Below are 13,239 nucleotides of genomic sequence, written 5' to 3' on the forward strand. Positions count from 1 at the left end.
TGAAGCAACGAAATAAGATTGAAACATTGTTTGGTTTGTTGAAAGCTAAATACAACTTAGTGACAAGTAAGGCGAGAAGTGTTCAAGGCTATTTAGCAGGAATTTATGCATCTTTATGTGCGTATCAGGTTTGTCATAAGAATAAGCCGAACATTCGAATCATCGGTGCTTCGGCTTAAACAGGATTCGGGTTAATTAAGTTTTTTAGTTTAATGAAGTGTATTTTTATTAATCTAAGTGTAGTCTAAAAAACCATAGGGTTTTCTATACTTTTGATAAAAATAAATCTCTTTTAATCTTTTGCATTAAAATTAATAATTTATATTGTTTAGCATATAATTTACCTTTATTAGCAATGCTTATTTTTTAAAGAGAAATGAATGAGCTTGTTTGTAATGTAAGAGAGAAAGTAAAAGTTATCATTTAGATAAAACAGGATTTTATTTGAATTTTAAAACAAGCTTTGGTTTGAGTGGTGTATGTTTGAAACGTAAAATACCCGTAGCTTTTATTTTATTGACCTCAAATGTGATTTCGTTGTGACTTTTAACATAAATCTGTATTCATCACTGGGGTAAATGAAGCTTATATTCTTATTTTATTGATGTTGGTTTTGAATGAGTAGGCAGGGGGATTGAAATCCAAATGAAGTATTTTAAATAGTTGTTATCACTATATATTCAAGATTTTGATTGATATCTATCATGAAAAAGATGGGCTGAAAAAATATCAAACGATAGATGATGCTTATTATATACCAAGCTAAGTATGAGCAGTACTTTGTTGAAAGACCAGTGACTGCTCAAAACAAATAGAATCGTTATTTCATTGTATTTGCACGTTCACGTAAAGCTTCTTCAAAGAGTTGTTGTTCTTTGGCTTTATGAGTTGTAGAGAAACGAATACTCAGTACACATACACCTGCAATAATGACTAACACTCCTAATGCCATAAGGCATGTTTGAATATCTAACATACCTTTGAGTAAGAAACCTGCGGCTACAGCACCAACATTACCACCTGCACCAATAATTCCGGCAACACCTCCCAAAGCGTCTCGGTCAATAAACGGCATTAACGCATAAGTTGCACCACATGCCATATGAGTAAATATAGCAAATACAGTCATGCTTAAAATCGCAAGTAAAGGGGTTTGCATGTATGAAAAGAGGACTAAAAAAACGCCTTCTAATACAATCATGAAAAATAAGACATGGGTTCGGCCATCTAAACCTTTATTTACAGCAATGCGATCTGAGACTATTCCTCCTAATGCACGTGCAAATAAGGCCAATAAACCAAAAATTCCTGCAGTAAGGCCGGCTTCTTTGAGTCCAAATTGGAATTGCTCTATGTAGTACATTGCGACAACATTATGTATAAATATTTCAATGCCAAAACAGGCAGCATAGGCCATGAAGAGCACCCAAACTCTATAGTTTTTAGCTGCATGACGTAAAATGGCAAGACCGCCTTTTTTACCACTACTGACATAAATGCCTTGTGCGTGTAATGTGGAAAAATTGCCTTGAGGGCAGTCTTGTGTGTATCTCCAATACATAAGCCCCACAATGATCATCATAATTCCCGGCATGACAAGAGCAAACCGCCAGCCGAGTGCCTGTTCAACACCACACATTACTAATGCAGATAACAATAAAGGCATGAGTGCTTGTGTTGCACCACCACCAGCATTTCCCCAGCCTGCTGTAGTTGCATTGGCTGTACCGACAACATTCGATGCAAACATCATACTGGTATGGTATTGAGTAATAACAAAACTGGCACCAATAGCACCAATAAATAATCTAAAAAATAAAAAAGTTTCATAAGTGTTGGCGGCTGCGAGGCCAAATACAGGAATGCTACCAATTAATAATAATCCTGTATGTGCTTTACGAGGGCCGTATTTGTCACATAATGGACCAACAATGAGTCTGACTAAAATGGTAATAGCAACAGCTGCAATATTAATATTGGCAATTTGATCTTTAGTTAAATGAAATTCTTCAGCAATAATTGGCATGAGAGGCGCGCAAGCAAACCATGCAAAAAAACAAACAAAAAAAGCAAGCCAACTCATATGAAATGCTCGCATGGTGGCAGTTTTAAAATTAAAAAGATGAATTCTAGTGGCTTTTTTAGCACTTAAATCGATAGACATAATGTGGCTCTAAGGCAAGATTGCATTTGAACCCTGCTTATAACATTACAGAAACGATACATAAAGTGACACGGATCAAAAAGCAGTTTTTTTAGTATGACGTATAAAAAGCAGACACAAAAAAACCAGCAATATGCTGGTTTTTTTAACACCATTTTAAATTAAAAAAATGGTGCCCGGGGCCGGACTCGAACCGGCACGCTTTGAGGGCGGGGGATTTTAAATCCCCTGTGTCTACCTATTTCACCACCCGGGCATGTGCGCAATAATAGTGAAAATAATTATAAATGGCAATACATTAGATCAAATTTAGTATCAGACTGTTCATAAAATAGCTGATTTAAGCTGTTGTTCTTATTATTTCGTTTTTATTTTGATAAAAATGAAACTATTCTTAGTTTTTATGATGAATCTTAAGCGATAAAAATCATAACAAGCGCAGTTTGATTCTTAATTCTTATAAGTGATGACTATTTATTGATAATGAGAATGATTAATTGTATCTTTTCGGTAAATTTTAGACTTTGTTCATTAGTTATGTATGTATCTCCTTCATTTAAATTAACCACACTTTCTGTGGCATTGCTTTGTATGTCATCTGTTTATGCAAAGGATCAAGCTGTATTACCAACGATTGCCGTTTTAGCTCAGGAAAATGAAAGCTATACAGCAGTAAAAGATGAATCTACCTTAAGAACCAAGCAAAAAAATTTAGATGTGCCACAAACGGTTAATGTGGTGTCTTCGGCGTATTTGAATGATTATGAACCTGAAAATTTAGACAATGCATTGAGCCAAGTGAGTGGAATTACACAAGGGAATACGCTTGCAGGAACGCAAGACACGCTAATGAAGCGAGGTTTTGGTGATAACCGTGATGGCTCAATTATGGTGAATGGAATGCCCATTGTACAGGGTCGAGTAATGAATGCAGCCGTGGCCAAAGTTGAGGTACTTAAAGGACCTGCATCTTTGTTGTACGGTATTATGGACCCCGGTGGTGTGGTAAATGTTGTGACCAAAAAGCCACAGAAAAAACAAAGCACAACCCTTTCTTTGTATGGGTCAAGCTATGAACGAGGAAAAAATGGTGTTGGTGCAACTGTAGACACAACAGGACAAATTGGTACTAGTGACTTTTCTTATAGATTAATCGCTGATCAATCACGTAAAGATTATTGGCGGAATTTTGGCTATAATGATCAGCAGTTGATTGCTCCATCGTTGCAATGGGAGCATGATGCCACAAAAATAAATGTGAGTTATCAGTACCGTAAATTTGATGTTCCTTTTGATCGTTCTACAATCATTGATCGTTTTGGCACAGGAAAAGTATTGCCAATTTCAAAATATACACGTTTAGATCAAACAAGTAATCAGATGTCTGGTGAAGATCATTTGGCGCAATTAAATATCGATCATCAATTGACGGCTCAGTGGCAATTGCATGCAGGATATAGCTATAACAAAGAAACTTATGATGCTGGTCAAATGCGTGTTGTACCTGGTAGTTTAAACACTAAAACACATACTTTAAAACGAAGCAATGATGCAACGACAGGAGCTACAAGTACTTCAAGTTTTGGTAATGCTTATTTAAATGGTGAGATATCATTATTTGGGTTACGTCATGATCTACAGATTGGTGTTGAAAGTGCATATGTGAAGTACTACCGTAAAGATTTATGGCGAACAACAACAGCCAATCAAAAAACAATAAATTATGAAACACTTGCAGGCGCTGATACGCGTTTATCATCTTCGATCGATGCATCAGCGAGTGATCAAACCAATAAACTTCGTACTTACGGCATGTATGTGCAAGATTCTATGTATTTAACAGATCACTGGATTGCTGTCATGGGGGCTAGATATACGCATTGGCAGCAAATAGCAGGTAGAGGTCGTCCATTTAATACCAATACTGATACAAATGATGGTCAATGGTTACCTCGTTTAGGTCTTGTGTATAAGTTAAATGATCAAGCATCTGTTTATATGAGTTATACAGAATCGTTGAAACCGAGTTGGACGATTGCAGGATATAAAGCTCAGTTGGGTAATGCTGTTCCACCTGAAGAGGGGAAGTCATATGAGTTCGGTGTTAAATATGAGCTCGATCAACGTTTAACAGCAAATATTGCATTATATGATATTAAGAAAACCAACATTATTGATAACGATACCTTTACAAGCATATCTACAGCACAAAATGCACGTTCGAAAGGGGTAGAAGTTGATTTAACAGGACGTATTACACAAAAATTGGATGCGATTGTAACGTATGCGTATACCGATGCAAAAGTCACAGATTCAACGAACCAAACAGCGATTGGAAAATCTCTTGCGAATGTTGCTAAAAATACAGCTTCTTTAGCACTCTCTTATGATTATGGGTCATTTGCAAATGGTCAATTAAGATTTGGTGCAAGTGGGAATTATGTGGGGAGTCGACCGGGTGATCAGTCGAATAATTTTAAATTACCTAATTATACGTTAATGAATGTATTTATGAGTTATGACACTCAGCTCAAAGGTCAAGATTTAAATCTTAAATTGAATGTAAACAATGTGTTTGATAAAGATTACTTTACATCAACTACAGCCACAGACAGTACAGCTTATTTAAATGTTTCTCGTGGCGATGCAAGAGAGATTGCTTTAAGAGCAACGATGAAATTTTAATATAGACACCATCGCGTGAAAATAGAGCACTGTTCTATTTTCATTCAAACACAGGAAAGAATGAATGAAGTGGTTAGATTGCCGTAGCATCATGAGTGCATTTATATTATTTTTTGGTCTGATTCAAATGAGTCAAGCTGCAAAAATTATGTTGGTTTCTCAAACACAAGGTAAAGAAGCAGAAATAGATCAAAATATTCAACGTTATTTGGTACAAAAAGGGCATCAGGTCGACATCGTGGATCAGGCAATTGATCCGCAAAGCATTAAAAATGTAGATTTAGTGATTTTATCTTCTACCGTTGCATCTAAAAGCCTAAAGTCGGGTTGGAGAAATATTCACTATCCATTGATGACTTGGGAAAATGATTATCTTGATGATTTGGCCATGACAGGAAAAAGAAGTGATACAGATTTTGGAGAGTTGGAAAAAGAGCGTTATTTGTGGTTGGTGAATCAACCCAATGAGTTGTCGGCAAAATTACTTGCAGGTACAGTAAACGTTTATAAAAAACAAGCACCGATGAGTTGGGGTAAGCCCGGTCTTGGCGCAACGATTATTGCAACGATTTATGGGCAACCTGAAAAAGTAGCGATTTGGGGTTATGAAAAAGACAGTACGATGGATTATGAAACACTTGCTCCAGCACGCCGTTTAATGTTTTTTTTAGGTAATGATACGTTTGATAATTTATCTGAAGATGGTTTGAAGTTGTTTGATGCATCTATTGCATGGATGACGAAAAAATAACTGTTAATCAGGTACAAAAAAACCAGCATATTGCTGGTTTTTTTAACACCATTTTAAATTAAAAAATGGTGCCCGGGGCCGGACTCGAACCGGCACGCTTTGAGGGCGGGGGATTTTAAATCCCCTGTGTCTACCTATTTCACCACCCGGGCGTTACACAAGATTGGAGGCGGAGGTCGGAATCGAACCGGCGTACACGGAGTTGCAGTCCGCTGCATGACCACTCTGCCACCCCGCCATCTCTTGGTGATGCACATATTAGCAAGGTTTTAAAAAAAGACAATACCTTGTTGTCGATATATGTTCATAAAATCAACATGTAAAAAAAAATTGCTCAAATTATCATGTATTATTTATCAATTACTTTAAATCCTTGTGGAGATGCGCCGTGGCATTGGTTTTAGATGGAAAGGCATTAGCAAAAAAAATTGAAGCAAATTTATTCGAGCGAGTGAGTGCTTTAAAAGAAAAAACAGGACGTACCCCCATTTTAGCAACAATTTTGGTCGGTGATGATGGTGCATCTGCAACGTATGTGCGTATGAAAGGCAATGCATGTCGTAGAGTTGGTATGGAATCAATCAAAATTGAATTGCCACAAACAACCACGACACAAGAACTATTGGCTGAAATTGAAAAACTCAATCAAAATCCAGATGTGCATGGAATTTTACTCCAACACCCCGTACCTGAACAAATAGATGAACGTGCATGTTTTGATGCTATCTTATTGAATAAAGATGTTGATGGTGTAACGTGCTTAGGTTTTGGTCGTATGGCGATGGGAGAGCATGCATATGGTTCAGCTACGCCAGCGGGGATTATGACGATCTTGCAAGAAAGTGGGATTGAAATTGCTGGTAAACATGCAGTTGTTGTGGGGCGTTCAGCAATTTTAGGTAAGCCAATGGCGATGATGTTGTTGCAAGCCAATGCAACGGTCACGATTTGTCATTCACGTACTCAAAATTTAGCTGAATTTGTAAAACATGCAGATATTATTGTGGGTGCAGTTGGTAAAGCAGAGTTGATTAAAAAAGAGTGGATTAAACAAGGTGCTGTGGTGGTTGATGCAGGATTTCATCCACGAGAAAATGGTGGTGTTGGCGATATTGAGCTAAACGGTATTGAAGCAATTGCATCAGCATATACTCCTGTACCTGGGGGGGTAGGGCCAATGACCATTACTACGCTCATTCGTCAAACTGTAGAAGCTGCAGAAAAAGCACTGGCTTAAGTGAATTAAATTAAAACGCGCTTAAGGTTCATTAAGCGCGTTTTTTTATGTCAATAGGTGTTGTAATGCTTTATCTAATGTTGGATATAAAAATGGATAACCCTCCTCAGACAAGTGTTTAGGGCGTACATATTGGCCATTGGTGATTAATTCAGCTTGCTCTTTTAAAACAAATTTTAATACGCTTTCTGGTAAAGAAAGTGGTGTATATTTGTGTAATATATCTTTGCAGGTACGCACAAACTGTTGTTGTGTGGTCTGCTGTGGTGCTGTTAAATTATAAACATTGTATTGAGTATTTGAGCACATCAGAAAAACTATAGCATTAACGACATCATCAATATGTATCCACGTTAAAGGTTGTTGACCTGAACCAATATTTCCAACAGCATTCATTTTAATGGGAAGAAGCATTTGTTTAAAGGCAGGTGCTTGTTTGGCAAAAACAACACCTAAACGAACAATTTTCACATTTTGTTGCTCTTTTTCTGCCCAAGGTAAAATGGCATTTTCCCATTTTTGACAAACTTTTGAGACAAAAATATTTTGTGATGGACTATCTTCATCACAAATATGTTGCCATTTTTTTGTATTGTCTATGCCGTAGTACCCAATTGCAGAGCCCGAAATGATACATTCAGGTTTAATTTTTTGGGTATCTAGCCAATGTGTGAGCTGTTGTGTGGTGTCTACACGACTGTGAATGAGGTCTTGTTTTCGCTGTTCACTCCATCGCTGACTACCTATATTTTCACCTGCAAGATTAATGACATAATCTACTGTAGTTGCCGTATTGATGTCGTTGAATGTGCCAACAGGGGTAACCTGTTTAGATGAATATCGTTCTTTAATACGATGTGGTGAACGAGTAAGTACAATGATATGACACGATTGTTGCAATAAAAAAGTGATTAAAGCTGTGCCAATGAGCCCTGTACCGCCTGTTATTAGGATCGTTTTTTGTGTCAAATTTTGCATGATTGACCTCATGTTTGTGTATATAAATAAATGAGTGAAAAAATATGGTTAGCCCACACAACGGTAGCGAACAACATTGAGTATTTGTGGGTGAGTATTCATGGCTGTGCGTGCTGCATTGGTTTGATCTGTACTGTTATTGATTTGTGCAAGCTCAAAACTGGTTCGGCTTTGCCCAATACCTACACCGTATGAGTTTTGGTGGTTGGCAGGGTTAACAATTTCGCTATTACTGAGGAGTTCAATTTGATAGTTTTTTTGTGCCCCAAGTGCTTTTTTACATGCACTTTGTAGTTTAACAGTATTGGCACTTTGATTGGTTTTAGTGGCAAGCGTATAGCTGATGACTGCACTGTTTGCAGTGCGTTGTTCGACTTCATAGCCCGTGTGGCCATTATATGCTTGTGGTGAAGTCTGACATGCACTGAGCGTGACGAACAGGCTTGATATGGCAAGGGTGATACATATTTTTTTCATTGTTGTTGAGCTCATAATCTGTTTTAAGCGCAGTATGTCATAATTTTAAGAATATTTTTGTTGTTTTTGTGCTGTCTGATCGAAGAAAAAAAGAGCCAACTTGTTGGCTCTTTTTTTATGTTTAACTGGTTTCAGTTTCACTAAAGCGTTGTAGTAACTTATATTGGTGTTGTTTTAACACTTTTGGCATTCGCTCACCAAGTTGTTCAAACAGTACGCCGTGGCTTTGAATTTCTTTTTTCCACTGTTTTGGTTCTTGTGTAGTCACCTTCTCAAAATCAGATCGACTAAAATCACTGCCAGCCCAATTTAGGTCTTCATAACGAGGAACTTTGCCAATTGCTGTATCTGTTGCGTGGGCTGTTCCTTCACAACGTGCAATCATCCATTCTAAAACACGCATGTTTTCACCAAAACCTGGCCAAATGAATGTGCCATTTTCATCTCTACGAAACCAATTGACATTAAAGATTTTAGGCAATTGATGGCCGTTAGCTTCTGCTAAAATATGTGTTTTTTGGCCTAGTGTTAGCCAGTGGTCAAAATAGTCAGCCATGTTGTAGCCAATGAAAGGTAGCATCGCAAAAGGGTCTCTGCGTACCACACCTTGTTGACCTGCGGCGGCTGCGGTGGTTTCTGAGCCCATTGTTGCTGCTTTATAAACACCGTCAATCCAATCAAATGCTTCAGATACTAAAGGGATGGTATCTGCTCTACGACCACCAAAAATAAAAGCTGAAATAGGTACACCTTGTGGATTATCCCAGTTTGGGTCAATAGATGGACACTGATCTGCTGCTACAGTAAAACGAGAGTTTGGATGTGCTGCTTTTTCATGGCCTTCGTGTGTTTTACCTTTCCAATTAATCAGGTTTTCAGGCACTGTTTTTGTTAAACCTTCCCACCATACTTGACCTGTTTGCGTCACGGCAACATTGGTATAGATCACATCTTTTTTTAATGTGGCCATACAGTTGGGATTGGTTTTTATATTTGTACCGGGTGCAACACCGAAAAATCCAGCTTCAGGATTGATGGCATATAAACGACCATCTTGGCTAGGTTTAATCCATGCGATGTCATCGCCAACGGTTTCTACTTTCCAACCTTGATAGGTTTGAGGTGGAATAAGCATGGCAAAATTGGTTTTACCACAAGCAGAAGGAAAGGCAGCAGCAATGTAATGTTTTTTACCTTCAGGGTTGGTGATTCCCAAGATTAACATATGTTCAGCGAGCCAACCTTGTTCACGACCCATAACAGATGCGATACGCAAAGCGAAGCATTTTTTCCCTAATAGTGCATTACCACCATACCCCGAACCAAATGACCAAATTTCACGGCTTTCAGGATAGTGAACAATGTATTTTTCGCGGTTGCAAGGCCAAGCAACATCTTGCACACCTTGTTTTAAAGGCATTCCAACACTGTGTACACATGGAATAAATGGCTGATTTGTACCTAAAACATCATAAACAGCTTTGCCCATACGAGTCATTTTACGCATGCTAATCGCAACGTAAGGTGAGTCGGTGATTTCAATACCAATATGAGCAATATGACTACCGATTGGCCCCATAGAAAAAGGAACAACATACATGGTTCGACCTTGCATACAGCCTTTAAATAAACCATTCAGTGTTTGACGCATTAGATGTGGTGCTTGCCAATGATTGGTAGCGCCTGCATCTTCTTCTTTTTCACTACAAATAAATGTACGATCTTCAACACGTGCAACATCTGTTGGGTCGGATAAAACACTGTATGAGTTGGGGTGACAGATTGGGTCTAAGGCCTGCATACTGCCGTTGGCGATCATGAGTTGAATTAATTCTTGATATTCTGTCTCACTACCATCGCACCATTGAATGGTTTTAGGTTGAGTAAGTTGTGCAATCTCTGAAACCCATTCGATCAATTTGGTATGTTGAACAAATGCGGGTACATTGAGTGAATTCATGCGAATGCCTTAGAGGTTTTAAAAGGGGTCATACCATCAAAAATCGATATTTTTGATATTTTGCTTAATTTATTAGAGCATAATCGCCCCATTAAATTAAGTCGGAAAATATATATAATAAAAATAAATATACATTATATATATTTTAAATAAGTATTATTTTCAATCGCTTAAATTTAATATTGCCAATGTATTTATTTAAAAAATATTCAATTTAATTTTATTTTTTAAATAAATAATTTTTTAAAACAATAACTTATAATTTTTAATATTTTGATGATTGAACTAAAGCAAATTATAAAAAAACGCGGTTTTTATACAAAATTTCTGACAATGGGTGTTATGCTATATTTTCATAGCGATAAGAGTTTCGTGGTTGTGATGTCAGATTTAAAACCATTATCTTTGGTGTATAACCATAAATCGGGGTTCCATGCGAGTCATAAAGATGAAATTTATGAACGAATGATGACCTTGTTTTCTTACTATGGTTTTGAAATTCAAGTGTTTGAATTAAATGAGCGGATTCCGCTTGCGTTGTTAATGAAAAAAATTATTACACGACATGAAAAAAGTCAAAGTCACGGTGTTGTTGTCGGTGCAGGCGGTGATGGAACACTCAATGCGATTGCCTCACATTTAATTGGCACAAATATTCCATTGGGGATTTTACCACTAGGTACTTTTAATTATGTGGCACGTGCGTTAAATATTCCTATTGATTTGATTCAAGCGGCTGAAGTCATTGTGACAGGTACGCCTCGTTCGGTACACGTTGCACGTTTAAATGACCATGTTTATTTAAATAATGCCAGTTTGGGCTTGTATCCTTTATTTATTGAACAAAGAGAGCGTTACAATAAGTATTTAGGCCGTTTTCCATTGCATGCATATACCTCTGCGTTAGATGTACTTTTGCGTAAATATAATGCCTTAAAATTAGAATTGACATTAGATGGGGTTAAACAACCTGTAACAACCTCGTTAATTTTTTTAGGTAATAATCAACTACAACTTAAAGAGCTTAACTTAACCATTGCTGATGCCGTGCAACAGGGCAAAATTGCAGGGGTTGTTGTGTCGAAAAGTGATCGTATTTCATTGATTAAATTACTTATACGACTATTTAGAGGAGATGTGGAGCAGGCAAAAGGTGTTTGTTTGTTTACGGCAGATCATATGGAAATAAAATCTGTACAAAATAAACCACTTTATTTGGCAATTGATGGTGAATTGGTGGAGGAGCATTCTCCTTTACATATCTCTGTAGATAAACATGCTTTACATGTTATGGTGCCTTATGCTACTTCATTTGTCTGACTTACACTTTGGCACTGAAAAAAAGCCATGTCTCGATGCGATTCGCTTATTTTGCCAACAAAATAGTATTGAAGCTGTGGTTGTGAGTGGAGATCTGACGCAAAGGGCAAGATTTTCTCAGTTTTTAGCCTGTAAACAATTTCTTCAAAGTTTAAATTTGCCCTATTTGGTGGTTCCGGGAAATCATGATATTCCGCTTTACCATGTCTGGAAGCGTATATTTTATCCCTTTACTTTTTATGAAGGATTCTTTGGTCCAACGGAGCAAATTTTAGCCACTGAAAACTTTTATTTGATCGGTTTAAATAGTATACGTCGACGACATCATACCAAGGGAGAGATTTCCCTTGCCCAAATTGAACGTATGAATAAAGTATTGAAAAAAGCCCCAAAAGATGCGCTGAAATTGGTTGTGGTTCATCAGCCTTTTTATACTCCGAGCAAAGCACATGGTTGGAAAGATTGCCCTAAACAGGCAAAAATAGCCTTAGAGCGTTGGGCTGATATGGGGTTGTTTGGCTTATTGCATGGTCATTTGCATCATACAGGTATGTATAATTTAACCCAGCTATTTGGTTTAAAAACGGTGCAACCTATATGGGATATTCATGCAGGTACAGCAACATCTTGGCGATTGCGTAAACATCAACCAAATAGTTTTAATACCATCAGTGAACGTGGCGAAGTCATACACTACTACTTTCATGACCAAGACAATATGTTTTATCCACTGACTAATGCTGAGTTAAAAACTCTGCATAGCTTATAAATGTACTGCTCATTGCGTCATACACTTTTGCAGTCATAGGAATGGGTAAAGCAAAAGCCTGATAGTGCGCGGCATAGTGGGTACTGTAGTTAACAGATGGAATATCAATATGCAGTTTGACGATATTTGATTTTAAAATATATTGCCAGAATAAACGATCTCCCATCACACTGTCTTTCTTACTTTTGAATAACCATTCACCACAAATGTGAAAAGCATGTTTGTCAATAAAATAACAATTGGTATCTACAAATCGTTGTCCGTCAACTTCGGGACACTTTCCTATGAAATGCTCATCTAATGTATATAAATTCCTTGATGTCGTGATGATCTGCGGATGATCTGTCTGATATAATGATAAAATATTGCTCAAATGATCTGCTGAAAACCAATTGTCTGCATCTAAAAAACATAAAGCGTCAAAATTTTGAGCACTTGCAAGTGCCGCACCAATGCCTCTAGGCGTATCTCCATAGTTATTGCTCGGAGGCAGTATAATGTGCTGACATGCCCAAGCATTTATTTCAATATACGCATTCCCATCTGCAATTAAAAAATGGGTGAGACTTACGTCTTGTCTTTTGAGTATATTTTGCTGTAATACACTGTGATGACAGCGTTTAATGATTGATAAGTCTTCTTTATAATAGGGTGTAATAATTGCAATTTTCATGATTTTAAGTTGAGTTTGGGGTTGGTTTTTTGACCAAAAATATTGGATTGATTAAGATGCATTTATGGCTTTTGATTATCTCTGATGCATTTATTTTAAACGTTATTTTATAATCATAGGGTTGTCTTTTGTTCGCAATGAATAAAAAAAAATCAATTAAAGCACATTTTTTTCGAATCGCCCTTGAAGCTCTTGTTTTTACCCCCACCAAATTGACATCAATCA

10 protein-coding genes, 3 tRNA genes and 1 pseudogene are annotated in these 13,239 nt (G+C 37.2%); 6 read left to right on the forward strand and 8 right to left on the reverse strand.

The window, feature by feature from the left end; translation table 11 throughout:
* A pseudogene (locus I2F17_RS08670) lies at positions 1-179 on the forward strand (IS982 family transposase); the annotation flags it as partial.
* Between the two features lie 641 nt (positions 180-820).
* Here the strand turns inward: I2F17_RS08670 and I2F17_RS08675 are convergent.
* Both I2F17_RS08675 and I2F17_RS08680 read right to left on the reverse strand, forming a co-directional pair.
* Positions 821-2,164, reverse strand: coding sequence for an MFS transporter (locus I2F17_RS08675; RefSeq protein WP_211139620.1), 1,344 nt, complete (start codon positions 2,162-2,164; stop codon positions 821-823).
* A gap of 170 nt (positions 2,165-2,334) precedes the next feature.
* Positions 2,335-2,420 (reverse strand) — tRNA-Leu (locus tag I2F17_RS08680).
* A gap of 335 nt (positions 2,421-2,755) precedes the next feature.
* Between I2F17_RS08680 and I2F17_RS08685 the strand changes: the two genes are divergently transcribed.
* Together I2F17_RS08685 and I2F17_RS08690 are read left to right on the forward strand one after the other, a co-directional pair.
* Positions 2,756-4,849 carry a TonB-dependent siderophore receptor gene (locus tag I2F17_RS08685; RefSeq protein WP_235985939.1) on the forward strand — a complete coding sequence of 698 codons (2,094 nt, stop codon included), beginning with the start codon at positions 2,756-2,758 and terminating at the stop codon, positions 4,847-4,849.
* 91 nt (positions 4,850-4,940) lie between these two features.
* A complete protein-coding gene (locus I2F17_RS08690) occupies positions 4,941-5,600 on the forward strand; it encodes a hypothetical protein (protein ID WP_235985943.1) in 660 nt (219 codons plus the stop codon).
* A gap of 66 nt (positions 5,601-5,666) precedes the next feature.
* Here I2F17_RS08690 and I2F17_RS08695 read toward each other — a convergent pair.
* Together I2F17_RS08695 and I2F17_RS08700 are read right to left on the reverse strand one after the other, a co-directional pair.
* A tRNA-Leu gene (locus I2F17_RS08695) sits at positions 5,667-5,752 on the reverse strand.
* 12 nt (positions 5,753-5,764) lie between these two features.
* Positions 5,765-5,838: transfer RNA gene (locus tag I2F17_RS08700), tRNA-Cys, on the reverse strand.
* Positions 5,839-5,988: 150 nt separating this feature from the next.
* Between I2F17_RS08700 and folD the strand changes: the two genes are divergently transcribed.
* Positions 5,989-6,837, forward strand: coding sequence for a bifunctional methylenetetrahydrofolate dehydrogenase/methenyltetrahydrofolate cyclohydrolase FolD (folD, locus tag I2F17_RS08705; protein WP_211139623.1), 849 nt, complete (start codon positions 5,989-5,991; stop codon positions 6,835-6,837).
* Between the two features lie 45 nt (positions 6,838-6,882).
* On the opposite strand, the gene I2F17_RS08710 is transcribed toward folD, so the two are convergent.
* The 3 genes from I2F17_RS08710 to I2F17_RS08720 all read right to left on the reverse strand — a co-directional run bounded on the left by I2F17_RS08710 (position 6,883) and on the right by I2F17_RS08720 (position 10,252).
* Entirely contained in the window at positions 6,883-7,806 is a 924-nt protein-coding gene (locus I2F17_RS08710) for a TIGR01777 family oxidoreductase (RefSeq protein WP_407926559.1), read from the reverse strand.
* Positions 7,807-7,863: 57 nt separating this feature from the next.
* Positions 7,864-8,292, reverse strand: a complete 429-nt coding sequence (locus I2F17_RS08715) for a hypothetical protein (protein ID WP_211139625.1) — start codon at positions 8,290-8,292, stop codon at positions 7,864-7,866.
* Positions 8,293-8,413: 121 nt separating this feature from the next.
* On the reverse strand, positions 8,414-10,252 hold the full coding sequence (locus I2F17_RS08720) for a phosphoenolpyruvate carboxykinase (GTP) (protein ID WP_211139626.1): 1,839 nt from the start codon (positions 10,250-10,252) through the stop codon (positions 8,414-8,416).
* 381 nt (positions 10,253-10,633) lie between these two features.
* Here I2F17_RS08720 and I2F17_RS08725 point away from each other — a divergent pair, with 381 nt between their 5' ends.
* Both I2F17_RS08725 and I2F17_RS08730 read left to right on the forward strand, forming a co-directional pair.
* Complete coding sequence (locus tag I2F17_RS08725) at positions 10,634-11,572, forward strand: diacylglycerol/lipid kinase family protein (protein WP_211139627.1); 939 nt, start codon at positions 10,634-10,636, stop codon at positions 11,570-11,572.
* Entirely contained in the window at positions 11,553-12,341 is a 789-nt protein-coding gene (locus tag I2F17_RS08730) for a metallophosphoesterase family protein (protein ID WP_196422483.1), read from the forward strand. The genes I2F17_RS08725 and I2F17_RS08730 overlap by 20 nt, the downstream gene beginning before the upstream one ends.
* Here the strand turns inward: I2F17_RS08730 and I2F17_RS08735 are convergent.
* Positions 12,307-13,014 (reverse strand): glycosyltransferase, encoded by a 708-nt coding sequence (locus I2F17_RS08735; RefSeq protein ID WP_211139628.1) that lies wholly within the window; start codon positions 13,012-13,014, stop codon positions 12,307-12,309. The two genes, I2F17_RS08730 and I2F17_RS08735, sit on opposite strands and share 35 nt — an antisense overlap.
* Between the last annotated feature and the right edge of the window lie 225 nt (positions 13,015-13,239).

It is taken from the genome of Acinetobacter baretiae (genome assembly GCF_015627105.1).
In the GTDB taxonomy this organism is placed as follows: Bacteria; Pseudomonadota; Gammaproteobacteria; order Pseudomonadales; family Moraxellaceae; genus Acinetobacter; species Acinetobacter baretiae.